Annotated in this window: 23 protein-coding genes and 1 tRNA gene; 12 read left to right on the plus strand and 12 right to left on the minus strand. The window is 72.9% G+C overall.

The features are described 5' to 3' along the window. Positions 1–23: 23 nt before the first annotated feature. Both ACN28A_RS10335 and ACN28A_RS10340 read left to right on the plus strand, forming a co-directional pair. A complete protein-coding gene (locus ACN28A_RS10335; protein WP_421394485.1) occupies positions 24–1,934 on the plus strand; it encodes a serine/threonine protein kinase in 1,911 nt (636 codons plus the stop codon). Between the two features lie 156 nt (positions 1,935–2,090). Then, a complete protein-coding gene (locus ACN28A_RS10340) occupies positions 2,091–3,686 on the plus strand; it encodes a serine/threonine protein kinase (protein WP_421394486.1) in 1,596 nt (531 codons plus the stop codon). Here ACN28A_RS10340 and ACN28A_RS10345 read toward each other — a convergent pair. From ACN28A_RS10345 to ACN28A_RS10370, 6 genes are read right to left on the minus strand one after another with little or no spacing between them, the layout of a single operon-like run. After that, a complete protein-coding gene (locus tag ACN28A_RS10345) occupies positions 3,569–5,794 on the minus strand; it encodes a transglutaminaseTgpA domain-containing protein (RefSeq protein ID WP_421394488.1) in 2,226 nt (741 codons plus the stop codon). The two genes, ACN28A_RS10340 and ACN28A_RS10345, sit on opposite strands and share 118 nt — an antisense overlap. Continuing rightward, positions 5,791–6,909 (minus strand): DUF58 domain-containing protein, encoded by a 1,119-nt coding sequence (locus ACN28A_RS10350; RefSeq protein WP_421394490.1) that lies wholly within the window; start codon positions 6,907–6,909, stop codon positions 5,791–5,793. Before ACN28A_RS10350 ends, ACN28A_RS10345 begins: the two co-directional genes overlap by 4 nt. Positions 6,910–6,911: 2 nt before the next feature. Further along, positions 6,912–7,868, minus strand: a complete 957-nt coding sequence (locus tag ACN28A_RS10355; protein ID WP_421394491.1) for an AAA family ATPase — start codon at positions 7,866–7,868, stop codon at positions 6,912–6,914. Beyond that, positions 7,865–9,769, minus strand: coding sequence for a fibronectin type III domain-containing protein (locus ACN28A_RS10360; RefSeq protein WP_421394492.1), 1,905 nt, complete (start codon positions 9,767–9,769; stop codon positions 7,865–7,867). Before ACN28A_RS10360 ends, ACN28A_RS10355 begins: the two co-directional genes overlap by 4 nt. Before the next feature lie 36 nt (positions 9,770–9,805). Continuing rightward, positions 9,806–11,053: a sensor histidine kinase gene (locus ACN28A_RS10365; RefSeq protein WP_421394494.1), complete on the minus strand. Its 1,248-nt coding sequence runs from the start codon at positions 11,051–11,053 to the stop codon at positions 9,806–9,808. Next, entirely contained in the window at positions 11,050–11,715 is a 666-nt protein-coding gene (locus ACN28A_RS10370) for a winged helix-turn-helix domain-containing protein (RefSeq protein ID WP_421404274.1), read from the minus strand. Before ACN28A_RS10370 ends, ACN28A_RS10365 begins: the two co-directional genes overlap by 4 nt. A gap of 112 nt (positions 11,716–11,827) precedes the next feature. Between ACN28A_RS10370 and ACN28A_RS10375 the strand changes: the two genes are divergently transcribed. From ACN28A_RS10375 to ACN28A_RS10390, 4 genes are all read left to right on the plus strand, one after another. Beyond that, the gene (locus tag ACN28A_RS10375; RefSeq protein ID WP_421394496.1) at positions 11,828–12,010 is read left to right on the plus strand and encodes a hypothetical protein; all 183 of its coding nucleotides are present in this window, start codon (positions 11,828–11,830) and stop codon (positions 12,008–12,010) included. After that, positions 12,007–12,699, plus strand: a complete 693-nt coding sequence (locus ACN28A_RS10380; protein WP_421394497.1) for a LuxR C-terminal-related transcriptional regulator — start codon at positions 12,007–12,009, stop codon at positions 12,697–12,699. Before ACN28A_RS10375 ends, ACN28A_RS10380 begins: the two co-directional genes overlap by 4 nt. 2 nt (positions 12,700–12,701) lie before the next feature. Beyond that, on the plus strand, positions 12,702–13,355 hold the full coding sequence (locus ACN28A_RS10385) for a response regulator transcription factor (protein ID WP_421394500.1): 654 nt from the start codon (positions 12,702–12,704) through the stop codon (positions 13,353–13,355). A 483-nt stretch (positions 13,356–13,838) separates the two neighbouring features. Continuing rightward, a complete protein-coding gene (locus ACN28A_RS10390) occupies positions 13,839–15,161 on the plus strand; it encodes an alkaline phosphatase PhoX (protein WP_421394503.1) in 1,323 nt (440 codons plus the stop codon). A 532-nt stretch (positions 15,162–15,693) separates the two neighbouring features. On the opposite strand, the gene ACN28A_RS10395 is transcribed toward ACN28A_RS10390, so the two are convergent. Then, a tRNA-Arg gene (locus ACN28A_RS10395) sits at positions 15,694–15,769 on the minus strand. Between the two features lie 386 nt (positions 15,770–16,155). Here ACN28A_RS10395 and ACN28A_RS10400 point away from each other — a divergent pair. Then, entirely contained in the window at positions 16,156–16,716 is a 561-nt protein-coding gene (locus ACN28A_RS10400) for a hypothetical protein (protein ID WP_421394505.1), read from the plus strand. 40 nt (positions 16,717–16,756) lie between these two features. On the opposite strand, the gene ACN28A_RS10405 is transcribed toward ACN28A_RS10400, so the two are convergent. The 3 genes from ACN28A_RS10405 to ACN28A_RS10415 form a co-directional block, all read right to left on the minus strand. Beyond that, positions 16,757–17,602: a hypothetical protein gene (locus tag ACN28A_RS10405; protein WP_421394507.1), complete on the minus strand. Its 846-nt coding sequence runs from the start codon at positions 17,600–17,602 to the stop codon at positions 16,757–16,759. Continuing rightward, a complete protein-coding gene (locus ACN28A_RS10410; protein WP_421394510.1) occupies positions 17,599–18,180 on the minus strand; it encodes an RNA polymerase sigma factor in 582 nt (193 codons plus the stop codon). Before ACN28A_RS10410 ends, ACN28A_RS10405 begins: the two co-directional genes overlap by 4 nt. A gap of 130 nt (positions 18,181–18,310) precedes the next feature. Then, the gene (locus tag ACN28A_RS10415; protein ID WP_421394511.1) at positions 18,311–19,123 is read right to left on the minus strand and encodes a hypothetical protein; all 813 of its coding nucleotides are present in this window, start codon (positions 19,121–19,123) and stop codon (positions 18,311–18,313) included. A gap of 165 nt (positions 19,124–19,288) precedes the next feature. Here ACN28A_RS10415 and ACN28A_RS10420 point away from each other — a divergent pair, with 165 nt between their 5' ends. From ACN28A_RS10420 to ACN28A_RS10435, 4 genes are all read left to right on the plus strand, one after another. Further along, positions 19,289–20,611, plus strand: coding sequence for a DEAD/DEAH box helicase (locus tag ACN28A_RS10420; protein ID WP_421394513.1), 1,323 nt, complete (start codon positions 19,289–19,291; stop codon positions 20,609–20,611). Between the two features lie 97 nt (positions 20,612–20,708). Continuing rightward, positions 20,709–21,275, plus strand: a complete 567-nt coding sequence (locus ACN28A_RS10425) for a hypothetical protein (RefSeq protein ID WP_421394514.1) — start codon at positions 20,709–20,711, stop codon at positions 21,273–21,275. A 2-nt stretch (positions 21,276–21,277) separates the two neighbouring features. Then, on the plus strand, positions 21,278–21,949 hold the full coding sequence (locus ACN28A_RS10430) for a nucleotidyl transferase AbiEii/AbiGii toxin family protein (protein WP_421394516.1): 672 nt from the start codon (positions 21,278–21,280) through the stop codon (positions 21,947–21,949). A 344-nt stretch (positions 21,950–22,293) separates the two neighbouring features. Continuing rightward, positions 22,294–23,607 (plus strand): reverse transcriptase family protein, encoded by a 1,314-nt coding sequence (locus ACN28A_RS10435; RefSeq protein WP_421394518.1) that lies wholly within the window; start codon positions 22,294–22,296, stop codon positions 23,605–23,607. A gap of 610 nt (positions 23,608–24,217) precedes the next feature. Here ACN28A_RS10435 and ACN28A_RS10440 read toward each other — a convergent pair. Next, positions 24,218–25,015 carry a potassium channel family protein gene (locus tag ACN28A_RS10440; protein WP_421394520.1) on the minus strand — a complete coding sequence of 266 codons (798 nt, stop codon included), beginning with the start codon at positions 25,013–25,015 and terminating at the stop codon, positions 24,218–24,220. A gap of 400 nt (positions 25,016–25,415) precedes the next feature. On the opposite strand from ACN28A_RS10440, the gene ACN28A_RS10445 reads away from it, so the two are divergent. After that, positions 25,416–25,856 carry a MerR family transcriptional regulator gene (locus ACN28A_RS10445; RefSeq protein ID WP_421394522.1) on the plus strand — a complete coding sequence of 147 codons (441 nt, stop codon included), beginning with the start codon at positions 25,416–25,418 and terminating at the stop codon, positions 25,854–25,856. A gap of 40 nt (positions 25,857–25,896) precedes the next feature. On the opposite strand, the gene ACN28A_RS10450 is transcribed toward ACN28A_RS10445, so the two are convergent. Further along, the gene (locus tag ACN28A_RS10450; protein ID WP_421394524.1) at positions 25,897–26,571 is read right to left on the minus strand and encodes a response regulator; all 675 of its coding nucleotides are present in this window, start codon (positions 26,569–26,571) and stop codon (positions 25,897–25,899) included. Positions 26,572–26,573 lie beyond the last annotated feature (2 nt).

Consider the following 26,573-nt stretch of genomic DNA (forward strand, 5'->3'; position numbering starts at 1 on the left):
GTCACGGTCGACGGGAGCGGGGCATGAGAACGAAGCGGACCAGTGCCGGGACGACGGTCGGCACCGGCGGCGACGACCCGGTGGTGCGGGGCGAGGGCCCGGTGGCGACCGTGCTGGCGGGCGTGGACCCCGCCACCGGCGAGCCGTACGCGCTGAAGATTTTTCCCGGCCCGCTCGACCGGCGTACCCGGGCAAAGCTCGACGCCGAGCGTGGCCGGCTCTCGGCCGGCTGCGCGCAGGCGGCGGTCCTGCTCGCCGACCGGGTCGAGAGCATGCCGGACGGGCGCTGCGCGCTGCGCATGGAGCTGTGCGCCCAGTCGCTGCCGGACCTGCTCACCTCGGTCGGGTCGCTGTCGGTGCCGGACACCCTAGTGCTGGGCACGGTGCTCGCGAGCGCGCTGGCCGCCGTACACCGGGCGGGCGTGGTGCACGGCGGCGTCACCGGCGCCAATGTGTTGTTCCGGTCCACCGGCGAGCCGATGCTCTCCGACGTCGGGGCGACGCTGCGCCACGCGTACCCCCGGGATCCACTGCCGACGGTGGAGCTGACCGCGCCGGAGACCGTCCGGGACGGCTGCCTGGACGAGCGCACCGACCTCTACGGACTGGGCGTAGTGCTGCACCTCGCCCTCGCCGGACGGGCACCGCACCTCGGGCGGCCCGGCGAGGACCGGGGTGAACGGCTGCTGCGGGTGCTCGGCAGCCCGGTGCCACCGCTGACGCGCGCCGACGCGCCGCCGGAGCTCGTCGCGCTGGTGTCGCAGTTGCTGGCCAAGGAGCCGGACGCTCGGCCCGTCGACGCGGCGACCGTGGCCGCCCGCCTCGACGCCCTGCGCCGGCAGGTCCCCCCGGCAGCCCCGGAGCCGATTCCCGGATCAGCGGACCCGGTCCGCCGCGTGCCGGCGGGCCCGGATCTCGGGCCGGCGGAGACGGACCGGGTCGCACCCGAACCGCAGGCGGACCGGCTCGCACCCAAACCGCAGGCGGACCGGCTCGCACCCAGACCACCGGCGGACCGGCTCGCACCCAAACCACCGGCGGACCGCCTCGCACCCAAACCACCGGCGGACCGGCTCGCACCCAAACCACCGGCGGACCGCCTCGCACCCAAACCACCGGCGGACCGAGTCGCACCCAGACCACCGGCGGTGTCTCCGGACCCGAGCAGGGCGGCTGCCGCCCCGGCGCCCGCCACCGCGTACCAGCCGACAGCCACGGCCGGACGCGCGCCCGCCGCCGGCGCCGGACCCGAGCCGGTGCCCGGCGCGACGCCGGAACCGGTGGCCACCCCTGCCCGCCGGACGGCCGGACCGCCGGACGGGTCCGGCCCCGGGACGGACAGGGACGGACCACCCGTCGGCCCACCGACCCGGCCGCCGGGCCCGGACCTCGCGGCGGCCGCCTGTCCGAGCACGGACGACGCGGCCCTCGACGACTTCGCCGGGGCGCAGCCGGCGGGATCGGTCACCGATCCCCCACCGGGCGAGCCGATCGTGGCCGTCGGGTCGGCGCCACCGGCCCGACGCCCCCGCCGGGCCGCGCTGCTGGCCGGCGCGGCGGGGGTCACGCTGCTGGCCACCTCGGCGGCGCTGCTGGTCGATCGGCCGGCCGAGCTGACCGTGCCGCCGCCGGGCCCGGCCGTGGCGGGCGACCGACCGCCGACCCCACCCGCGGTCCGGCTCGAACTCTCCGCCGCAACCGACCGTGGCAACGTGGTCGAGCTGTCCTGGCGCAGCAGCGAGCCGATGGACTTCGCCGTGGTCGTCGCGGTCGAGGGCGAGCGGGCGCGCGTCCTGCTCGCCCGGCGCGAGACCAGCTACCGGGTCCCGGTCGACCCGGTGCGCAGGTACTGCTTCCGGGTGCAGGGCAGCGACGGCGCCCGGGTGGTGCAGAGCGAGGCGCGGGCGATCCGCGGGGCGAACTGCCTGACGTGACCGACGTCCCCACCACCGGTGGACGCCCGCCATTCGGCCCTGTCCCGGGGCGACCCCGCCGGTGGCGGCACGTCACGGGGCCACCGTGACGGGCGGAGGTGACAGACTGGCCGAAGCGACCTGGTGCGCCCACGAGGACAGGGAACGGGCCGGACGATGAACACCGAGGCGCGGTACCGCGAGCTGGTGCCGCTGGCAGACGGCCCCACCGCGTCGGTGCTGGCCGCGGTCGACGCCCGGACCGGCGAGGCGTACGCGCTCCGGGTGCTGCCCGGCGTGCCGGACCGCCGCACCCGGACCCGGCTGGAGAACGAGCTGGCCCGGCTGGCCCCGCTGGCCGACCGGGCGCCGATCCTGGTCGCCGACCGGCTGGAGGAGTTCGAGCCGGGCCGCTGGGCGCTACGGATGGCGCTGTGCAGCCAGTCGCTGACCGACCTGCTCGACTCGTTCGGTCCACTGTCCGTCCCGGACACCGTGGCGCTGGGCACCGCGCTGACCCGGGCGTTGGTGGCCGCGCACGCGGCGGGCGTCACACACGGAGCGCTGACCCCGGGCAACGTCCTGTTCCGCCCCGATGGCGCGCCGCTGCTCAGCGATTTCGGACCCACCCTCCGTCAGGCGTTTCCGGCCGACCCGGCGAATGGCGTCGGCTTCCTGGCACCGGAGACGATCCGGGACGCGACCGTCGACGAACGGTCGGACCTGTACGGGCTGGGGGCCCTGCTGCACCTGGCGTTGACCGGCCTGGCGCCGCATCACGGCCCGCCCGGGGAGCAGCCGGCGGACCGGATGCTCAGGGTGCTCGGCGTGCCGGTGCCGGCGCTGGAGCGGGCGGATCTGCCGGCGGGGTTCGCCGACCTGGTCGCCGAACTGCTCTCCGGTGACCCGGGCGACCGTCCACCGACCGCGACGGCGGTGCTGCGCCGCTTGGACCGGCTCGACGGCCACCGGCCGGCGGACGCGGCGGAGGTGGACGGAACGGCAGCGCGGCACGCCGGCACCGCACCAGAGCACGCCGACCCGGCAGCGCAGCAAGCCGACGCGGCAACGCAACAGGTCGACCCGGCAGCGCAGCGGACCGACACGGCAACGCAGCAGGCTGACGCGGCAACGCAACAGGTCGACTCGGCAACGCAGCGGACCGACTCGGCACCGGGGCACAGCGGCGGCGCGGCACCGAGGCACAGCGGCGGCGCGGCACCGGAGCACAGCGGCGGCGCGGCACCGGAGCACAGCGGCGGCGCGGTTCCGGGGCACAGCGGCGGCGTGGTTCCGGCGGCGCCGGTGCCGCTGGGCGCACCGGTCGTGGAGTTCGGGCCGCGTGCCCGGCCGAGGTGGATCACCCGGCCTGCGGTGCTGGTCGCCGCGTGCGTGGTGGCGCTGCTCGCGGTCGGCGCCGGGCTGGCGCTCACCGGCCGGGACGGGGTGATCGACGCGGCACCGATGACGGCGTCGCCGGCCACCGCGACGCCGGTGCCCACACCCAGGGCCACGTCGATCGAGCTGACCGAGGTCGTCGACCGGGGCGAGGTGGTCGAGCTGACCTGGCGGGGCGACGGGTCCCTCGACTACGCGGTGGTCGTCGCCGAGGAGGGCGCGGCGGCGCGGACCCTCCTGGTGCAGCGGCGCACCAGTCACCGGGTGCGGGTGGACCCGGTACGCAGGTACTGCTTCGAAATCCAGGGCACAAACGGCCCGCAGATCTTCTTCAGCGCACCGACGCCGATCCGGGGCGCCGTCTGCGGCCGTTGACCCGCGCCCCGCTGCCGGGGCGGCCAGAGGGCGGCGAGGTCGAGCGCGGCGCGGAGCCGGACGCGGGTGCCCCGCCGGGCCAGGCCGGCGCGGACGACCCGGACGGCGGCCCAGGCCCGGTCCGGTGCGGTCTCGTCCCGGGCACCCGACCAGAGCGCGGCGTCGACGATGGTGCGCAACTCCCCGATCGCCGCCCCGGTGGCCTGGTCCACGATCCCGCCCGCCGCCGTACCGAGATCCCGCACGGTCATGCCGGGTGAGACCGCGACGCCGTGCGCGCGCAGCCGGTCCCGCACCTCGGCCACGGCACCCGCCACCGCGCCCAGGCCGTCCCGGCGCCGCCGCCGCCAGGACCGGAACGCCCAGGCCGCCGGCACGACGACCGGCCAGACCAGCAGCGGCAGCACCGGCAGGACCAGCAGGGCCGGCCACGGCACCGGTGACGGCGTCCGACCGTCGCCGCCCCGCCCCGGCCCGGAGCCGGGCGCGGAAGGCACCACCGGCGGGTCGCGCAGGTCCTGCAGCGTGGGCAGCTGGCTGCGGGCCTGCTCCGTACGGGCGGCCAGCCCGGTCGCTTCCCCGCCCGCCCGCGCGGCGGCCCCGGCCGGGTCCAGCGGCACCCAGCCGACGCCCCGCACCGCCACCTCCGGCCAGGCCAGCACGTCGCCGTTGCGCACCGTGTACCAGCCGTCGGTGTCGACGCCGGCCGGCATGCGGTAGCCCACCGCCAGGCGTGCCGGGATGCCCTGGATGCGGGCCAGCGCGACGTAGGCGGCGGCGAACTGCTCGCTGGTGCCGCGCCGGCTGGTCAGCAAGAAGTCGGCCAGCTGGGGCCAGGCACTGCCGGTGGGCAGGCTCTGCCCCACGGCCAGCCGGTAGTTGCGCCGGAACCAGTCCTCCAGCACCAGCGCGGCGCGCATCGACGGGCGCAGCCCCCGTACCGCCTCGGTGGCCAGCAGGGTCATCGCCTCCGGCGTGTCGCCGAGGCCGCCGAGACCACTGGTGGCGGCGCCGTCGACAGCGGCGTCGGCGAGGGCACCGGCAGTGGTCTCCGGCTGCCACCACTGCAGGTCGTACCGGGTCGGGCCGGTGCCCTGCGGTAGCAGCAGGGTGCCGTGACCCTCGGCGACCAGCGGCGCGGCACCGGTCACCCGGGCCGGCCACGTCTGGCTGGGCAGCCACGGGCCGGTACCGGTCACGTCGAGTTCGGCGGAGCGCCGGCGTACGCTCGCGGTCACCTCGGGCCCCGGGGGCAGGTCGCTGCCGAGCCTGCGGTACCGGCCGGACTGGCTCCAGTTGACCCCGTCGAACTCGTCGAACACCACAAGCGTCCAGCGGTCCACCCAGGTGTCGCAGCGGACCCGGAACACCGGGCTGTCGGGGTGTCCCAGCCGGTAGGCGATCTCGTCCAGCGGGCTGGTCAGCTGGGTCTGCGGCACCGGTGCGCTCTGCGCCTGCCGCAGGGTGAACCGGGCGGGACCGGCGGGCACCAGCATCGCCGCCACCGTCGCCACCACGACCCCGGTGACGGCGGCGACGGCCGGCCCGCGCACCGTGCCGGTCAGCACCGCACCGGCGGCCACCACGTAGGCGGCGGCGGTGAGGGCGGCGGGGGCGGGCGTCAGCGCCGCATAGAGCTGGGCCAGCACGAGCACCCCGAGGCTGGGCAGCAGCGCCGGGAGCCGGGCGGTCACCCGGTGGACGATCTCGGCGCCGAACACCGCGGCCAGCACGACGAGCACCGGCACGAACAGCACCTGCGCCGGGTCCGGTCGGGCCGGCCAGGTGGACTGCAGGGTCAGCCGCCAGGAGTCGGTGAGCCCGACCACCAGGGCGTCCAGGGTCCGGCCGGTGGGTACCCCGGCGTGGGTGGTCGGCCAGAGCAGCACCTCGACGATCACCAGCAGCCCGGCGAGGGTGGCCAGCGGTGCGCGCCAGTCGCGCAGCGGCGCCAGCCGGGTGACGGCCAGCACGGTCGCCAGCACCGACACGACCGGCAAACCCACCGGCAGCAGGAGCGCGCGGAAGCCGAAGACCGGGGTGAACGCCATGCCGGCCACCGCCGCCGCCAGGGCCGTACCCGTGGTTGCCAGGTGCCGTCCGCTCATCCGTGAGTCTCGTTCCACGCCCGCAGCGCCTGGTCGGCGTCGCGGGCCCGCAGCTGCCGCAGGGTCGCCGGCACCTGCGGGTCGGCGTCGGTCAGGACGACGACGGTGATCGGATCGAAGCGCCGCCGGGCCCGGGTGACCGGGTCGAGGTCGGCGTCGCCGGCGGTGACGACGATCAGCGCGCCGCCCGACCCACCGGGTGTGAGGGTCGCCTCCGGCGGCGCGTCCTGGCCCAGCTCGCAGAGCAGGTCGAGCAGGTCGAGGAGCTGCTCCGCCGCACCGCCGACGGTCAGCTCCCGGCCGGACGCGGTGACCAGGCGGGCGGTCTGCCCGCCCCGGGCGGCGGCGCAGAGCAGGGAGGCGGTCAGGTCGACCGCTTCCTCGAACGCGGCGGCGGGCAGCGCGCCCGCGCGGTCGTCGAGCAGCACGCTGAGCCGGCCGCGACGCGGGTCGGCCAGGTCCCGCACCATCAGCCGGCCCGCCCGCGCGGTCGCCTTCCAGTGCAGGTGGCGGGTCTCGTCGCCGGGCACGTACTCGCGGACGTCCTGGAGTTCGACCGAGCCGCGCAGGGCACGGTCGGGCACCGTGCCCTCGTGGTGGTGCCGGGGATAGCCGCCGAGGGTCACCCGGGCCGGTAGCTGTCGCGGATGCACCCGCAGCGTCGCCGTCCCGCCGGTGGCCAGCCGGTTGTCGACCAGCCCGAAGGCGTCGCGGCGGTGCAGTACCAGCGGCCCGACGGTGCACACGCCCCGGGTGGCGGTGGGCAGCTCGTAGTGGTGGGTCACCTCCGCGCCGGGCAGCAGGGCGCGGACCCGCACCGTGCGGGTCGCCGGGCCGAGCGTGTCGGTGGCCAGGAAGCCCGGGTGGCGGCGCCGGCCGGCGTTGCGCACCCGAAGTTGGGCCAGCGCCGGCCGGCCCCGCTCGACCCGCTGCGGGTGCACCGCCCGGCGCACGTCGAGGCGCAGGCTGCCCCGGCTGGTCGCGACGGCGGCCAGCAGCGCGGTGAGCGTGATCGCGCCGAGCATCGTGAACAGCGGATAGCCGCCGACCCCGCCGGCGACCAGCAGCACCGCGGCGGTGATCGAGACGGCGACGCCGCGCAGGGTCAGCCGCATGCTCAGCGGCCGGTGGGGACCGCGGGCACGGCGGTGCTGGCGAGCACGTCGGCGACCACCGCGGCGGCACCGCCCGGGGCCAGCTCCGCCTGCGGGGTGAGGACCAGCCGGTGCGCCAGCACGGGCACCGCGACGTCCTTGACGTCGTCCGGGGAGACGTAGCCCCGGCCGGCGGGCGCGGCCAGCGCCCGGGCTGCCCGGATCAGCGCGATGCTGCCCCGGACGCTGGCACCGAAGCGCACCGCGGCGTGCGCCCGGGTCGCCGCGGCCAGCCGTACCGCGTAGTCGGCGACGGCCCGGTCCACGTGCGAGCGCCGGACCTCGGTGATCGCGGCCCGGAGCGTCTCCACGTCGACCACCGGGGACAGGTCGTCGGCGCTGTCGCCGGCCGCCTCCCCGAGCACCACCCGCACCTCGTCGTCCTGCTCCGGGTAGCCGACCGACAGGCGCATGAGGAACCGGTCGAGCTGTGCCTCCGGCAACCGGTAGGTGCCCTCCAGCTCGATCGGGTTCTGGGTGGCGACGACCATGAACGGCCGGGGCACCTCGTGGGTCTCGGTGTCGATCGTGACCTGCCGTTCGGCCATCACCTCCAGCAGCGCCGACTGGGTCTTCGGCGTACCCCGGTTGATCTCGTCGGCGACCACCACGTTGGCGAACACGGCACCCGGGTGGAACGCGAACCGCTCCTGGCCCTGGTGATAGACGCTCACCCCGGTCACGTCACCGGGCAGCAGGTCGGGGGTGAACTGGATGCGGCTCCACCGCCCGCCGATGCTGCGCGCCAGGCACCGGGCCAGCGTGGTCTTGCCCAGCCCCGGCACGTCCTCGATCAGCAGGTGTCCCTCGGCGAGCAGGCCGGCCACGGCCAGCCGCACCAGCTCCGGCTTGCCGAGGATGACCCGCTGCACGTTCTCCTCGATCAGCGCCGCGATCCGCGCGGCCCCGACGCCGGTCATCCCCGCGGCCAGAGGTAGTGGTTGGATTCCACGCCACCGGCGGTGACCCAGACCCGCTGGCCGACACCTTCGAACGGGAACCGGTCGGAGACGACCAGCGAACCCCTGCCGTCGGTGCTGAGCCGGGCGCCGGGGTTGAAGTTGCCCCACGAGGACGAAAAGATGTCGATCTTGTAGGAGGTGTTCGGCTTGAAGCCGGTCAGCACCACCCTGACGAAGTGGCAGTCGGGTCGCTCGCAGTCGCCGTAGCTGGTCTCGGCCCCGCGCGAGACGGTGATCGAGGGGGTGGCGGCGGCCGGCACGGTCACCCGGGCGCTGGCCGGGGAACCGGTGCCGGCCGAGTTTCTCGCCGCCACGGTGACCCGGTAGGCCGTGCCACGGGTCAACCCGGTGATGGTCATTCCCCGCGAGCTGCCGGCCCGGCTGGACGAGCCGCCGCCACCACCGGAAACCCGCGCCCAGGTCACCCGGTAGCCGCTCACCGTGGCGCCGTTGGCCGCCGCGGCGCCCCACTTCACCTGGACGCTGGTGCCGCTGGCGGTGACCCGCAGGCGCGGCGGCATCGACGGCGGGCTGGCGGCCACCACCCTGGGCGGGTCGGGCCGCCTCGGACCCTGCTCGCCGGGGCGGCTGTGCTCCGGCTCCGGCGCGTCCCGGCCAACGGGACGTGACCGGGTCGGCCCCGGCCGGGTCGGCACCGGCGCGCTCGTCGGCGGCGCCGGCCTCGCGCTGCTCGTCGGGCCGGCGGGCACCAGCGGGACGTCGCCGGCAGCGCCGTCGTCGCCAACCACCAGCACGTGCCGGCCCTCGCCGCCGTCGACGTACACCCGCCGGTCCTCGCCCCGGCTCAGTCGCGGCTCGCCGGCCTCCGCCGGCACCGGTGTGACCCGCTGCGCCCGGCCGGTGGTGTCGTAGGTGAGGACGGCGTTGCGCCGCAGGTCGAGCAGGACGACCGAACCGCGACCGGCGACCGGCGCCGAGTAGGTGCCGGCCGGCAGCTCGGCGGTGACCGGCGCGGCGGCCGGCCGGCCGGCGCCGGCGGTCGCGTCCACCAGGTGCAGCCGGTGCCCCTGCGGATCGAGCACGGCCACCCGGCCGTCCAGGGCGGCGCCGGCCACCAGGGCGGTGGGCGGCACGTCCACGCCGATGCGCACGGGCGCGCCGAGCCGGTCGGCCTCGACCGGGCTGATCGTGTCGGTGTGCGTGTCGACGAACGCGGCGCGGTCACCGACCATGGTCAGCGCGCCGGCGTGCCCGCTCGGCGCCGACGTCGGGCAGGACACCTGGTCGGCGTTCGACCGCAGGTGACAGATCACATTGGAGCCGCGCCGCAGCAGCCAGAGCGTGCCGTCGGCGGCCGCGACCGGCTCGCCGAGCGCCTCGCCGACCGGGATCGTCGCGGCCCGGTCGCCGAGCCGGACCACCGTCCCGGCCTGCCGGTAGATCAGGTAGGGCCCACCCTTCGTCTCCACCGCCACCGGACGTTCCCCGGTGGGCGGCGTGATGGTGCGCTCGACCGCGAGGCTCGACTTGCCGAACTCGATGATCCGGCTGCGGCCGATCACGTAGCCGCTGGCCGGGCCCTCGACCACCTGGCTGCCGGGCTCCAGCCCCTCGATGCGGGCCTCGGCGTCCACCGAGCGGGCCGGGCCGTTGACGTGGAAGACCCGGTCCAGGGAGGGGTTGGCGATCCAGTGCCCGGCCTGCGCGAACCAGACGCCGGGCGGCTCGCCGGAGGCGCCGGAGACGGCCACCGTCGCGGCCACCAGGCTGCCGGCCACCAGCGTCACCAGGGGCAGTCGCCCATGCCTGCGCGGGTCGAGGCGACGCAGCACCGTGGACACGCCCCTCGTCGTCGCTGCCTGCACCCCGCGCGCGCCGCCGGCCGTGTCGTCGTCCACTCGCCCCACGTCCTCACATCCCGCTGGTCGAACACCCTACTCCGCGTAGGGCAGGGAAAGCTCGAAGATGGCTCCGCCGTCCTCGGCGTTGTAGACCCTCAACGTGCCGTTGTGTGCCTGCGCCACCCAGCGCACGATGGCCAGCCCGAGACCGCTGGAGCCGCCGCCGCTGGTGAACCGGTCGAACTGCTCCCGGGCCAGCGCGGGATCGATGCCCGGCCCGTGGTCGGCGACGATGATCCGGCCACCGGCGACGGTGATGTGCACGGTCGCCTCGCTGCCCGGTTGCCGGCCGTGCCGCACCGCGTTGTCCAGCAGGTTGGCGATCGCGCGGCGGACCAGCCCGGGATCGGCGTCCACTCTGGTCGGCGTCGTGGTGACGGTGACCCGCGCGCCCTGCACCGGCGTCTGCTCCACGACGGCCGAGACCAGCTGGTCGAGCCAGATCGGTTGGATGTCCAGCTGCTCCACCCCGGCGGCGAGCCGGGCCCGCATCAGCACCCCGTCGATGATGTCGCCCATCCGCTGCGCCAGGTCCACGGCGCGGGACAGCAGGTCGGTGCGCTGGGTCGGGTCGCGGACCACCGTCTCGGCCAGCGCCCGCAGCGCCGCCACCGGGGTACGCAGGTCGTGCGCGGTGTCGGCGAGCAGCGCCTCCTGCTGCTCCAGCGCGGTCGCGGCCGGACGCAGGGCGCGCAGCGAGATCAGGTAACCGGCCGCACCGGCCGCCAACACCAGCAGCAGGCCACCGCCGATCACCAGCTGGATCAACCGGTCGCGCGCGGCGAGCGCCGGCCCCGCGTCGGCGACCACCACCACCGCGCCGACGAACTGGCCGTTGTCCCTGCGGAACGGCTCGACGTAGACCCGCCACCGGGCACCGTCGCCGCCGGCGAGATAGCCGGTGAGCTGGTGGCCGCTGCGTACCGCCTCGACCGCCAGCCGCTCCAGCCGCTCGCGCCGCATCGGTACGCACTCCAGTTGGCTGAAGTGGCCGGTGAACCGCTCGGTGGCGCCGGGCAGGATGGCGAACTGCGGGCAACGGGTGTTCAGCTCGTCCTCGCTGACGTACCGGGTGACCACGGTGCCGTCGTACTGCACGAGCCGGGACACACCGGCCGCGACCCGGCGCAGGTCCCCGTCCATCTCCAGTTCGCGGGCGTGGCCGTCGGCGCGCACGAGCAGGATCCCGAAGACCACCGAGACCACGGTGGTGATCAGGCACAGCCAGGCGGCGATCCAGCGCGGCAGCCGGCGCAGCCGGTCCAGCGCCGAACCGGTCACGGCGCGTCCGCCGCGTCGGTGATCCGGTAGCCGCGTCCGCGCACGGTATGGAGCAGCTCCGGCGCGCCGAGCTTGCTCCGCAGCCGCCGGACCACCACGTCGACCACGTTGGACATCGGCTCGGTGCTGCTGTCCCAGCAGTGGTCGATCAGCTCCGTGCGGCTGACCGCCCGGCCCGCGCGCACCAGCAGGTGCTCCAGCACGGCGAACTCCTTGTCGGTGAGGCAGAGCAGCACGCCGCCGCGTCGGACCTGCCGGCGGGCGCAGTCGACCTCCAGATCGGAGATGCGCAGCACGGAGGGTCGGCCGGTGCGCGCCCGCCGCCCCAGCGCGGTCACCCGGGCGGTCAGCTCGGCCATCGCGAACGGCTTGACCAGATAGTCGTCGCCGCCGCGCTCGAAGCCGGCGACGATGTCCGCGAGGCCGTCGCGGGAGGTCAGGAAGAGCACCGGCACCGCCCAGCCGGCCCGCCGACGGCGGTGGACGTAGCCGGCGGCGTCCCCGTCGGGCAGCATCCGGTCGAACACCACGCAGTCGAACGAGCCGGTGGACAGGCGGGCGTCCGCGCCGGCCAGGTCCGACGCCCGGTCGGCGGTCCACCCGGCGCGGGTGAACTCGGCGGTGATCGCCAGCCGCAGGTTCTCGTCGTCCTCGACCACCATCACACGCACCGACGTGTCTCCCCACCGACGTGTCATCGGAATCTCATCTGCCAACGCCGATCGTAGGTACCAGCACAACGCCCTGCGCGAGGATGACAGGAAGGTGCCGCCGATGATTGATCAACGGGCTCGTCCGGCGATCGCCGCCACTATCCGGCCGCCGTCTCCGGTCCACACCGGCGGGACCGCCGGCGACCGGTTCCGCGCCGTCGTCCGGGTCGGTGCCGGCACCCGCGCCGACCGGCGCGGGGCGGCTCCGACGTACGCACCCTCCACCATGGGTCCGCTGCCGTGACCGTCCAGATGATCCCCGGGCGTGCGGCCCGCCCGGCGGCCCCACTGGTCCTGCTGTCCACCTGCGCCGGCATCGACGCCGCGCTCACCGCCGCGACCGGCGAGGTGTTGCTGGCCAGCACCCTGCCGCCGCCCACGGCCAGCCCGCTGCGCCGGGTCGACCTGGACAACATCGCCCGTGGGGTGCGCTACCGGGTGCTCCTCGACGACCGGGTACGCGAGCTGCCCGCGCTCGCCCTGCGCCTGGGTCAGCTCGCCGACGGGCGCACCGAGGTCCGCACGCTCGCGGCCCTGCCGGCCGACCTGACCGTGGTCGACGGGGCCACCGCGCTGATGCCGGTCGAGCGGGACAGCGGGCGGCCGGCGGAGCTGGCGATGTTCCGGCTGCCGAGCGTGGTCGCCACCGCGGTGGCGCTGTTCGAACGGCTCTGGCAGCCGGCCACCCCGCTGACCGCCTGGCAGGCCGACCTGAGCTGGCGGGAGCGGGAACTGCTCGCACTGCTCTCCGCCGGCTGCACCGACGAGTCGTCCGCGGCGCGGCTCGGCGTCTCGGTGCGCACCGTACGCCGGATGATGGCGGCCATCATGGACCAGCTCGGCGCCCGCAGCCGCTTCCAGGCAGGTCTCAAGGCGGCCAACCGTGGCCTGCTGGCCACGCACCACGCCGCCGGTCCGGACTACGCTGGGTAGTTATGCGGGTCTTGGTGGCCGAGGACGACGACGATCTGCGCTGCGCGGTCGACGCCACGCTGCGCGGCGTGGGGTTCGCCGTGGACACGGTGGCCGACCTGCCGGAGGTCGACGAGGCGTTGAGCGTCAACGCGTACGACTGCGCCGTCTTCGACCGGATGCTGCCGGCCGGCGACGCGCTGCGCTACGTGGCCGACCGGCGCCGCGCCGGCTGGGAGACCCCGGTGCTGTTCCTGACCGGCCGGAACGCACCCGAGGAACGCGTACGCGGTCTGGACTGGGCCGACGACTACCTGGGCAAGCCGTTCGCGGTCGCGGAACTGGTGGTCCGGGTGCGCAGCCTGTGCCGGCGTGGTGGCATCGGTACGGCGCCGCTGCTGAGCCGGGGCGGCCTCGTGCTGGACCCGGGCCGGTACGAGGCCCGGCGCGACGACCGGCCGCTGGCCCTGTCCGCCAAGGAGTTCGTCGTGCTGGAACGGCTGATCCGGGCGCAGGGCGCGCCGGTGCCCCGGGCCGAACTGATCGCCGCGGGCTGGGACGAGATCGTGGCGCCCTCGTCCAACGTGCTGGACGTGCTCGTCGCGCAACTCCGCCGCAAGCTCGGCGGCCCGCCGGTCCTGCACACCGTCCGGGGAGTCGGCTACCTGCTGCGCTGAGCCGTCCCGGCGCGGCGCGCCGGTCACGCCGCCACCGCCCGGGTCGGGCCCGGTCGGCCGAGGGTCGTCACGTCGGTCAAGCCCGTCTCGCTCCGGACAGCTCCGACCTCCTCGAACAACCCGGCGCTCGCCGGCCACGACAAGTCACGAACGGTGCACCCAGCCTAACGGGAGGGCGGCGAACCACCCTGTTGTCGACAGGAAACGCGACGTAGCGGCCCCTGACCGGGGCGTAAGACCCTGAATCTTTACTCCGATGTCACCAATCCACCCCGTAGGTGACGTGTCGGTGTCCGTCCGCAGGAGTTGGGTGTCAGTCGTCCTCATCCTGACCAGGAGCTGATCCACGTGCCTCCCTCTCGTCGTACCCTCCTCGCCAGCGGCGCCGCCGCCGGTGTAGGCCTCGCCGTCGCCGGGGGCCTGCCGTCCCTGGCGCAGGCCAGCCCGGGCCGGCCCCACCCACCGGCAAAGCCCGGCGGCCACGTGCCCTTCCCACCGCTCGTCGACGACCCCGACGGCATCCTGGCCCTGCCCCAGGGCTTCAGCTACACCGTCGTCACCCGGACCGGTGTCACCCGGCTCGACCGCGGCCAGGGGCCGACCCCGGCCGACCACGACGGTATGGCCGTCTACGACGCCGGCCACGGCCGTTACACCCTGATCCAGAACCACGAAATCGACCCGGGCGCCGAGTTCGGCGTACCGCACGTCAAGGGCACCGTCTACGACCCGGGCGCCGTCGACGCCGGCGGTTGCACCGTGATCAAGACCGACCGTGCCGGCCGGAACCTGGGTGAGTTCGTCGCCCTCTCCGGCACCGTCGCCAACTGCGCCGGCGGGCCGACCCCCTGGGGGACTTGGCTCACCTGCGAGGAGACCGAGGACCGGGCCGGCGACGAGTGGGAGGAGGACGGCCGGTCCGGCGTCTTCCAGAAGGACCACGGCTACGTCTTCGAGGTCTGGGCCGACGGCAGCGCGGACCCGAGGCCGATCAAGTGCCTGGGCCGCTACTCCCACGAGGCCCTGGCCGTCGACAAGGACCGCACCGCGATCTACCTCTCCGAGGACGCCGACGAGCCGAACGGCCTCTTCTACCGCTGGACGGCGCCACGCGGCGTCAAGCTGGGCCCCGGCGTGCTCACCCGCCTCACACCGAACGCCGGCGTCCTCGCCGCGATGCAGATCATCATGGACGACGGCTCGGTGCTGCCGGACGTCGCCTACCTGACCTCCGCCCAACTGGGCCGGCCCTTCCCGGTGCGCTGGATCGAGGTGCCCGACCGCGACGCGCGGAACAAGCCCGTACGCGAGCAGTTCACCGACGGCCAGGTCACCCGCGGACGCAAGTTCGAGGGCGTCTGGGGCACCGACGAGGGCGTGTACGTGGTCAACTCCTACGCCTGGGACGAGGGTGACCTGCCGGCGGACGCGGCCCCGCACGACGGCATGGTCTGGTTCTACAACTACAAGGCCAATACCATCCAACTGGTGACATACTTCCCGCACCAGACCGCCTCGGAGGAGGGTACGCCGGTCAAATACAGCGACATCACCTTCGACGGCCCGGACAACGTGACCGTCACCCCGTGGGGAAGCCTCGTGCTCGCCGAGGACGGCTCCGGCGCATCCCACGTGCTCAGCGCGATCCCGGGTGGCCCGACGTACGCGATCGCCCGCAACCAGCTCAACGACTCCGAGTTCTGCGGACCGACATTCACCGCCGACGGCAAGATCCTCTTCGTCAACATGCAGGACCCCGGCCTCACCCTGGCCATCACGGGCCCCTGGGAGAAGTACCTGGGCTGACTAAAGCCCCATGCCGTTCCCGAAGGCCGTACTCCTCCGTTACCGCGGTCCCGCCGCTGTCGGCTGCAGGGTGCCGGTCGTCTGAACGAGGGCGGTGTCGCCGGCAGCGTGCGCCGGTCACCACGTGGTGACCGGCGCACGGCCGCCCCGGCGCTGTCACGCGTCCAGCCGCAATCGGCAACCGCCGCATTGGCCCGCACAGCGCCGTGCGTCCGCGATCGTGCAGCCATCCTCGTTCTGCACCGCAGCGAGACCACCCGCTACTCGGGATGAAGACGGCTACCTCGTCGAGAAGGAGGCCAACCCCAACAGGCCGCAGCCCAACTCGGGCACGCCACCGACCAGGTCACAACCAAGCACTACGTCGTTAAGCCCACACTCGCTCCGGACAGCTCCGGCATCCTCGAACGGCCAGGCCCGGCGGGCTGGTCATAATCCGATCGCCCAGGTGTTATTGGGGGGGTTCGGGGGGCGAATTGAATAGATAAATATCGATGCCCTGCCTGTCTTTCTGCTGGTCAGGGCCTCGCGCTGGTGCCCCCGGCAGGATTCGAACCTGCGACACACGGTTTAGGAAACCGATGCTCTATCCCCTGAGCTACGAGGGCGCGAGGGCCTAGTCTAGCGACCTGGGGGTTCACCTGGGATAGCAGGGAGTGGCCCACGTTCACCCATGTCACCCGGACCGCCGTTCTCCCAGCCCAGGACCACAGCTCGAAACACACGCAGCCATACCCACCGCCTCCTGGCATCAGGGTCTACGGCCCGCAGGGCCGCGCCCGTTCAACCAACCGGCCCGCGGAGCGAGAAGTGGGTGGCACCTCGAGGCTCAGCCACGATCACGGCGGAACACACTTCAACCATCCCCACCCCCTGGCTCCGCGGGCGCGGCAACCCTGAGCCTGCCGCCGTCGCCGGCCGGCATCCCGGACACGATGTGCGGTACCAGCCTGCTTCCCACGCCAGCCGTCGCTACAGCGGCTTGAATAGCGATGTGCAGGTCACCAAGGACGGGCGGGACTGGCGCATCGGCGCCGCCGCCGACGTGGGTTGGATCGCCGGGCACACCACTGCCGGAGTCTCGATCACCACCGCCATCCCGCCGGTCTTCGACGCCTACGCCACCACGTACCAGACCGACGATGTCGCCGCCGCCGCCTACGAGCAGGCCTTGATCGAGGAGCTCACCACGCATACGCCCGACCAGCTGTGGTGGCTGGCCTACCTCGACACCGGCGCCCACGACGTCGTCTTCCCCCACGCCCCACGGGTGTTTCTCTACTGGAACTGGCCGTACGTGCTGGTCCAGGCCGGCCCCGAGCAAGCCCTCACCTGGCGGACCGGTGGTCATATCCGCCACCCGCACGGCGCGCTACCCGACCTGTTCTTCCCCGCCGACCGGTCATGGCTGGTCTCCGCGCTGTGGGACGACACCTGGACCTGTGTCGGCGGCCCGACACCCGTGATCCACGCCCTCCAACGCGACCCCGTGGTCAATGCCCGCCGAATTCAACCTAACGAAGATGCGCTGCCACCGGGGCTGACCCGCGAGTGACGACCCTACGCCGCAGGCAGCGGTCAGCCTCCGATCATGGCTAACGCCCCCACTTCTCGGCAGGACGGCAGTCGCTGGTCGCTTTGCCGTAGATCCGCTTCCCGTCCCGGCCCGTATAGCAATGCTCGAGTTGGTCCTCGGCCTGGAACAGCGGACGCCTGTCGATCTCCGTCCCGTGGGCGTCGTAGCTAACCAGTTCAGGAGCGTTGCCGGCCTTGAGTCGGGCATCGCTGGTCATCAGGCCGAACGCTCCCCCGGAGAGCCGAGCTGTTGTGCTGCGCCCGTCGCCGTGGTCGAGCACGAGCCGGTGGACGCGGCTGCTGACCCGGCCGCTGACGCTGACGTCCCCGCCATCGAACTCGGTGGAGGTCAGCAGCAGCCGCTGCACCGGCCCGGGCAGCAGGTCACCGTGCGGCCACAGCTCAGTGGCGCCCCCGCCGGACTCCCGGGGTGTTCCCGCCCACTCCACGTCGCAGGTGGCATAGCCGACGTCGTTCATGAACAACACCAGTGCGCGGTCACCTCGCTCGGTGGCCACCGCGAGGTCGGCCAGGGACACCGGGACGGGTTGCTCACCCGGATCTTGCCGGGTCTGCTGTTGCGGGGAATTCCACTGCAGGCACCGCTCGGCCGCTTTCTGCAGCGTCGGCGACAGCTCCCCGGGCCCCATGGCCAGTACCTGCACGGTCGATCGGTCCGGCCGGTCCCACACCACCGCTACGGCACCGGACGCCGCGGCCAGCAGCACCGCCACGGCCACGGCGATCCTCAGTCGTGGCTTACGCGCCGGCGGCGGGTTCACGAAGCCGAGAATTTGGGCCCGCATCGCGTGCGCCGCCTCCGGCGGCAGGTCCCGCTCTACGGGCAGGTCGAGAATGTCGTTCACCGCTTCCCCTCCTGGATCTCCTGCGGCACCAAGCGGGCCAGGCGGCTGCGCGCACGGCTCACTCTCGACCGCACCGCCACCTCGCTGATGCCCAACACGGCTGCCGCGTCCGGGTACGACACGCCGGACCACAGGCACAACGCCACCGCCTCCCGCTCGGCCGGCGGCAACCGGCGGACCACCGAGAGGACCTCGGCCATCCGCCTTTCGTCGTCGAGCCGCGCAGAGACGTCCTCGGCGAGGTCACCATCGGCGTACCGCTCTCCCGGTAGACGCCGTAGCAGCGCCAGCCACCGGCGCGCCGACCGCCACTCGGAGCGGACCGCGTTCGTGGCGACGACCAGCAACCACGGCAGCGCCGATCCGTCCACGAGTCGCGCGTCGTGCCGGCGGCGCCACGCAACGAGGAACGTCGCCTGGGTGACGTCCTCGGCCGTGGACCACGACCCGGTCAGCCGGAACGCGTGGTTGTAGATCGGACGGGAGTACCGGTCGAAGAGCCGACCGAACGCCACCTCGTCACCGGTGGTGATCGAAGACCAGAGTTCCTCGTCCGACGGCCGTACCTGATGCCTCACACCACACTATGGCCGCGCACGCCGGATCTGTTGCAGGCCGACGATCATCGTCTGAGGCCGTGGCGCCGGGCGCGAAAGCTGCAGCGCGTGTAGGCGATGGTGGCCAGCTCGCCGGGCGGCGCATCAAGCGTCAGGTGTCGAGGCCTGCGAGGTTGAGGCGTTCGAGCAGGCTGGGCTTGTGGGCGTGCACCGCCCGTAGCTCGGCCAGCCGGTGTCGGAACGATGAGCTGTCCCCGTCGCGTTCGCTTTGCTCGGCGTCCCGTCGCTCCCTCTCGGCGTGCAACTCCGCGGCGGTGGAGAGCAGTTCACCGGCGGTGCGGAGGGCTGTCGGGGCCGGGGTATCGGTGCGGTGCGCCTCGCGGTAGCGGCGCAGCAGTCGGCTGCGCAGGTGGCTGTCTCCGCCGGTGATCAGGTCGGTCAGGATGGTGTCCTTGTCCCGGACGGGCAGCCCGACGACCCAGGTGCGTAGTTGCGCAGCGGTCGGTTCACCGGAGGTGGCCGGCGTCGACCCGGCGGCCGCGGCCGCGATCAGGTCGGGGTCGATGCGCAGAAACTCGGCGACGGCGGTGAGGGCCGCGTCGAGGGTGTACAGCCCGGCGGGGACGGGCGGTTCGGGCTCGTCGTCGGCGATCTCCTCGGACTGTACGCAGCGCAGCCAGGCCAGGTAGAGCAGGCGCAGGTCGCCGGCGGCGAGGCCGGCCCGGACCGGGATGATCGAGGTGAGCGGGCCGTGGCCGTCGAGGTCCCACTCGTCGGTGCCGTCCTCGTCCTCGTCGTGGAGGTCGATGATGACGTGCTCGCCGGCGGTCCAGGCGAACGCGCTGTCACCCTGGCAGTATTGAGCGACGGTTGCGGGGTCGAGCACGTGTTTCGGTAGCCGCAGCATGAGCTGGTGGGTACCCCAGTTCGCCAGGTACAGGTGTGCGTCGAAGTACCGCTCCATCAGCGTGCGTGGGTCGCCCTTGAAGTCGCCCCACTCGTAGGTGTTGACGAAGCTGGGGATCCTCCGCTACCTCCGGCGGTCCACGCGGAGGCCGGTGCCGGCCTGAGCATCGACGCCAGACAGCTCACCCCCGCCGCACTGGCGACGTTCAAGCACGTCGCCGCCATGGCCAACCCGAAGTTCTACGAGTTGCAGCGGCTCCGCAAGTCCACCTGGGACACCCCACGCTTCGTCCAGGGCTACGACCTCACCCTTGATGACCGCCTGGTCCTCCCGCGGGGCCTGCGGCACACCATCGCCACCATCGTCGAGCGCGCCGGGTCGCGGCTGGCCGTCACGGACGCACGAAACCCCGGGACCGAGATCGACGCCGCGTTCACCGCCGAACTCACCGGCAGGCAGGCCAACGCGGTCGGCGTTCTGCTCGCCCACGATGACGGGATCCTGGTCGCCCCACCCGGTTCCGGCAAGACCGTCATGGCCTGCGCCGTGATCGCCGAACGCAACACCTCCACCCTGGTCCTCGTCGATCGCAAGGCTCTCGCCGACCAGTGGCGCAACCGCGTCGAGCAGTTCCTCGGAATCAAGCCGGGTCAACTCGGTGGTGGCCGACGCAAGCTAACGGGCACGGTGGACATCGCGTTGCTGCCCTCGCTCGCGCGGCGCGACGACGTCGCCACCCTGACCCAGGGGTACGGGCACGTCATCGTCGACGAATGCCACCACCTCGGCGCCGCCGCGTACGAGCACTCGGTCAAACGGATCGCCGCGCAGTTCTGGCTCGGCCTCACCGCCACCCCCACCCGACGTGACGGCCTCGGCCAACTCGTCACCTGGCAACTCGGACCCGTCCGGCACACCCTGACCGACGAGGAACAAGGCACTCTCGCGGCAGCGATGCACGCCGACGCCGGACCACGTCGAGCGCTGTTCATCCACGAGACCACCTTCCAGCCCGGCGACATCGACCTTGACGCCCCCGGCGCGCTCGCCGAGGTACACCGGCGACTGGCCCTCGACGAGCCCCGCAACACCCAGATCGCCGACGATGTCGCCGTAGCCCTCACACGGGGTCGCAACTGTCTCGTCCTGACCCGACGGGTCGCCCAGGTCGAATCTCTCACCGCCCTGCTCGCCACACGCGGACATCAGGCGCTCGTGCTCCAAGGCGCGATGAGCACCAGCGAACGGCGAACCATCGTTGACCGGCTCGACGGCGCCAAAGCCGGTGAGGGTTTGCTCGTCATCGGCATCACACCGTTCATCGGTGAAGGCTTCGACGCCCCCGCCCTCGACACACTCTTCCTCGCCGGCCCGATCTCCTACGACGGCCTACTCGTCCAATGCGCCGGCCGCGTCATCCGCGCCGCGCCCGGCAAGGACCTCGCCGAGGTCCACGACTACCACGACCCGGCCACCCCCATCCTCGCCGCCTCACTCCCACGCCGCATGCCCGGATACCGGGCCCTCGGCTTCACCCGAACATGAGTGCATCCCAACGCGATCACCATGCCTGGTCCCCACCCAGTTGCCCGGGTATGACGAGGAGCCAAGCGTGCTGGGCCTAGCGTAGTAGGCTGACTGCATGGGTCGGTTCTCCGAGGATGAGCTACACGCGGTTGTCTCCCGGTACGAGGCGACACGCGCGGCCGCGTTGATCGAACGGGATGAGCAACTGCGGGCGTTTCACGCGGCCGGCTGGCGGCCGGTCGATCTGCAGCGGGTCACCGGGTACAGCCGGGAGACGATCCGTCAGGCACTACGACCGGAAGTCCGGCGCGCGACCAACATCAGCCGGCGCAGGACACCACCCCAACCGCCGGCGGACTACCGACCCTACGGTGACCGGCGGCTCTACGTGGTGGCCGAAACCCTCACCGAACTGCGCGGCCCGACCGAAGGCACGGTGACGCTTCCGCGTCACCTCGACTGGTCCGGGCACCCCGAGTACGACCTGAACCGGCCCGCACGCCTGGCCAGCATGTACAAGGTGACACTCACCGAAGCCAGCACAGTCGAAGATCTCAACACCTGGCTCGACGCCGACCTCCTCCGGCGGCTCTGGCCCACCCTCTGGCTGCCACCCCAGCTCCGCCAGCGCTGGGAAGAAGCCTTCCCCGAACTCGCCGCAACCCGCGGCACCGCGGCATAACGGTGGACCCCTTCCACGAACGCCTCGCCCGCACCGGGCTGGCGGCGGCCGAACAATACGGCTTCGCCCTGGCCGGCGGCTACGCAGTCCAGGCCGCCGGACTTCTCGAGCGGCCAAGCGAGGACGTCGACCTGTTCACCGCCTGGGACCGCCGTGACGAGTTCACCGCCGCGGTCACCGCCGTCGTGCACGCCTACCGCAACGACGGCCTCACCGTCGAGACCGAGCGGCAGTACGACACGTTCGCCCGGCTGGCCGTCACCGACGGCGTGCGGGTCTCCAAGGTCGAACTCGGCGTGGACTGGCGCGCCAACGAACCGATCCTCATGGCGATCGGACCGGTCCTCCACCCCGACGACGCGGTCGCCAATAAGATGAGCGCCCTCTACGGACGAGCATTCGCCCGGGACTTCATCGACATCGACGCCACACTCCGATCCGGCCGCTACACCCGCGAAACCCTCCTCGCCCTCGCGCAGCGCGCCGACCGTGGCTTCGACCCGCGCATCTTCGCCAACGCGCTCGGACAAGCCACCCTGCTCGATCCTGACGACTTCGCCCAGTACGGCATCGCCGGCCAAGCGCTGGACAATCTCCGGAGCCGATTCGCCGAATGGCGCCGCGAACTACTCAGCGAAAAGGAACCCCCGCGACCTGACGGCTCCGCCAGCTGATCCCGCAATCCCCGGTAAGGAGGAATCCCAGTAGGAAGCCGCCGCCGATCACCGGCCGCGACGGTGCTCCGTTGGGGCTCGGCGAAACGGTTCTCTGCGCCGGCGCCACGCGCATCGCGGACGCCGATGGCGATCTGCGTTCTCTACGCTGCTCCCATGGCAGCGTGTCCCGAGCTGACCAGGCCACTCCCCCACGTGGGGTGCGGTCACGGTCTCTCCGGGGCAACCCCGGGGACGCGACACTCACCTCGGCACCACACCACAGGTGCGTCGGCACGCTCCGCGAGCCTGTGCACCCGCACGACCGGGCGTCGTCGGGACACGCTGCCACCATCGGCCCGGTCGTGACTACCATCCACGCCCTCGCCACCGCGCTCGCCGACGCGTTCCTCGCCGGCGACGTCTGGCGCCGCGCCGATCTCGTCGGCCAGGGTGGGCTCGTCCTCGGGGTCCGGCGGCGTTGGCTGTGGCCGGTCGCCGACGCGGTCCTGGTCGCCTACCCGCGCCCACCCACCGACCGGCCACGCGAGCTCGCCACGTTCCTGAGCACCCTCGATCCGCTGCGCGCGGCAGTCGCCGCCGGCCGCCAGCACCAGCGGCCGATCGTCATCCACACGCGGCCCGTGACGCCGACCCGCACCGTCCACCGACCCTGGCACACCCCGGTCATCGACAGCGTCGGCGACCTGGCCGCGATGCTCGACCTGAGCACCGAACACCTCGACTGGTACGCCGACCGACGGGCCATGAACCGACGCGCCACCGCCCACCGGCTGCACCACTACCACTACCGCTGGACCGACCGGGGCCGGTTGATCGAGGCACCGAAATCACGGCTCCGCGCCCTGCAACGCCGGCTGCTCACCGAGGTCCTCGGCCCCATCCCGGTCCACCCCGCCGCCCACGGCTTCGTACCCGGCCGCTCCGCACACACCTTCGCCGCCACCCACACCGCGCAGCCGGTCGTCGTCCGGATCGACCTGCTCGCCTTCTTCACCCACATCCCCGCCACCCGCGTCTACGGACTGTTCCGCACCGCCGGCTACCCCGAACCCGTCGCCCACACCCTCACCGGACTCTGCACCAACCGCACTCCATCCCCCGTCCTCCGCCAAGCACCCACCGACCTGCCGCAACGGGCCACCCGGCTCGCCGCGCTGCGCACCGGCCACCTGCCACAGGGCGCGCCCACCTCACCCGCACTGGCCAACCTGTGCGCCTACCGACTCGACCGACGCCTCACCGGCCTCGCCGACGCCTTCGAGATCACCTACACCCGATACGCCGACGACCTAGCCTTCTCCGGCGACCTCACCACCCGCCGTATCGACGACCTGATCGCCGCCGTCACCGGCATCGCCCGCGAGGAGGGGTTCCAAGTCCATCCAGCCAAGACCCGCGTCCGCGGCCGAGCCGACCGGCAACTCCTCGCCGGACTCGTCGTCAACCAACACCCCGCCACACCACGCAACGAATACGACCAGCTCCGCGCCATCCTCCACAACGCCGCCCGCACCGGCCTCGCCTCACAGAACCGGAACGGCCACCCCGACTTCGCTCAATACCTCATCGGACGAGTTCTCTGGGTCGGTCATCATCATCCGGCACGCGCAGCCAAACTCGCCACGCTGCTGGCCCACGCTCTCGCGACACCGTAAACTGACGCGGCGCGGCACCTTCACCGGATCTCGGTGAGTACGCGTCGAAGCGACCGAAGCATGGCCTGAGCAGGACTTACGCCCGTTCTGCCGATCTTCAGCAAGCGAGCACAGCAACGCGCGTGTGCGACCCACTAACACGAAAACAAAATAGGAACCGGCAGGTAGTCAGCCTCCGGGTACAGATAGAGCATCGTCTTAGGAAATCGATGCTCTATCCCCTGAGCTACGAGGGCGTCATGATCCAGGCTAGCTGGCCGCGGCTGTCAGCGTACCGCAGGGAGCGACTGCCGCCGTCAACGCTGGCACGGACGCCAACCGACCACATACCCGACCGCACACCATCGGGCCGGACGGGCGCACCGCCACCGGCGACCGACCTCGGTCCGGCAACGTCGCTCGGCGCTGGTCAAGGACGGAAGAACAGACGTGGTCCACAGCGGCTCGGGCTTCGTCTTCCCGCCTCGCTTTCCTTCCGCCCGGAGCCGACTTACCGAGTCCACGACCGGGTGCCGGATGGTCCGAGGCGCACCGTGCCAGCGGGGCGGCCGGCTCAGTACGGCGCGCCCTCGCCAAGCAGTCGAGCGGTCCTCGCCGAGCAGTCGAGCGGTCATGGCGAGGGCCTTGGCGCGGGTGCTGGCCCGTCCGCATCCGTCGCGCGCCCGTCCGGTGCAGCCGCCTCCATCTGCTGACGCAGCGCCGCGATCTCCGCCCGCAGCGCCGCGATGTCCGCACTCGTTGCCGTGGTCGTCTGCTGGTCGGAGGCTGCGGAGACACGCTCCACGATCCAGGTCGCCAGCGAACCCGTGACGAAACCGATCAGGCCGATCCCACCGATCATCAGCCCGAGCGCGACGAATCGTCCCGTCGTGGTGACCGGGTAGTGGTCACCGTAGCCGACCGTGGTGATGGTGACCGTCGCCCACCAGAGTGCCTCGTCGAACGAGGTGATGTTCGCCTCGGGCCCCGACCGCTCGGCGTCCAGGGCTGCCAGCGCGGACACCAGCACGAGCAGCGCGGTGGTGGTGGCGACGTAGACGGCGAGCCGGCCCCGCGCCCAGACCTCCGTGCGCCGGCTGATCGTCAGCACCACCATGATCAGCCGTACGGCCCGCAACGGCCGGAGCACCGGAAGGACCAGTACGGCAAGGTCGAACAGGTGGCCACGCAGGAACCGACGCCGGTCGGTGGCCAGCTTGAGGCGCACCAACATGTCGACCCAGAAGAGCAGCCAGATCACGACAGACGCCACAGCACAGACGTTCCGCCATCCGGGCGCCATGTCAGGACGCAGGATCGGCGCCGCGTACACCGCCAGGAAGACCACCGACATCACCGTCAACGGCACCGCCGTCAACCGCTCCCAGCGCGCCGACCTGTCCGCTCGCCGGACTGTCTCCACCCTCATCCCCGACTCCACCCGAACCTCCTATCCACCGCGCTGCGGCAGCGACCACCCACCCGGCTTCGGCGACGGTAGGCGGAGCGGGCCCGAGAGCCAAACTTCTGATCGGCAACGAACGGCCACGCCACCCCTGGCCGGTGCGACCGGCGCACGGAACTCTCGGTCGAGAAATCGTCCGTCAATCAGCCCTCAAACACCACCGTCGCTGGCAGACACCTGCAGGTGAGCTGGTCTTCGCCTCCAGCAACGACCTCGTCGGCCAGTTCGACCACGCGAACGACCCCGACACGGTGCGGGCATCCCCTGCGGCAAGTGACCGGGTCACGCCGCCGGTCACCGCCGCCGGTCACCGCTGCCGAACCGGGTCGCGCCGGAGCCGGGGTGACGCGCGTATGCTCCGGCCATGCTCGACAGCACAGCGGAATTCAGCATCGGGCAGGTGGCCGAGCGTACCGGCCTGAGCGTGCACACCCTCCGGCTGTACGAGCGGGAGGGGCTGCTGACCGGCCGGCTGCGCCGGAGCAGCGGCGGGCGACGGGTCTACGGTGAGTGGGACGTGCAGTGGCTCGCCAACTGCACGAAGTTCCGGGCCTCCGGGATGCCGCTGGCCACGATCCGCCGGCTCGCCGAACTGGTCGGCGAGGGTCCGGGCAACGAGGCGGAGCGGCTCGAACTGCTCCGGGCGCACCGGCAGCGGGTACTGGACCGCATCGCCGAACTCCACGACTGCCTGGACCTGATCTCCAACAAGGTCAGCGCGTACGAGGATGCCGTCGGGCAGGGCACCGCGGACCGGCTCTGGGTCACCGGCGTCCGCCCCACCCCGACGACGGAAACCGCCTGACGCGGCTCGGACGGCGGGAGTCGGAGTTGGCCGACGCGGCTCAACAGCCGGCCCCACCGGGCGTGACCAGTCCGGTCTCGTACGCCAGCATCACCAGCTGGGCCCGGTCCCGGACACCGAGTTTGGTGATGATCCGGCTGACGTGGGTCTTGGCGGTCAGCGGGCTCATCCGCAGTGCCCGGCCGATTTCGGCGTTGCCCAGCCCGCCCGCCAGCAGAGTCAGCACCTCACGTTCCCGGGCGGTCAACTCGGCGAGCCGCTCCGCCGAGCCCTGTCGGGGCCCGGGGCGGCGACCGAACTCCTCGATCACCCGTCGGGTCACGCTCGGGCTGAGCAGCGCGTCCCCGGCCGCGACGACCCGGACGGCGTGGCACAGCTCCGTTCGGCTCGCGGTCTTGGCCAGGAAGCCGCTCGCCCCGGCCAGCAACGCCGAGAAGATGTACTCGTCGATCTCGTACGTGGTGAGCACGATGACCCGTACCCCGGCGGTGGCCGGATCCGAGCTGATCCGCTCGGTGGCGGTCAGGCCGTCCAGCACCGGCATGCGGATGTCCAGCAGTGCGACGTCGGGTCGGAGCTGCCGTACCTGCCGGACCGCGTCCGGGCCGTCGGCCGCCTCCGCCACCACCTCGATGTCCCCGTCCAGCCCGAGCAGACCGCGTAACCCGGCCCGGACGAGCGGCTGGTCGTCGGCGAGCAGCACCCGGATCGTCAACG

The organism is Plantactinospora sp. WMMB782, from assembly GCF_049179135.1.
GTDB lineage: Bacteria > Actinomycetota > Actinomycetes > Mycobacteriales > Micromonosporaceae > Plantactinospora.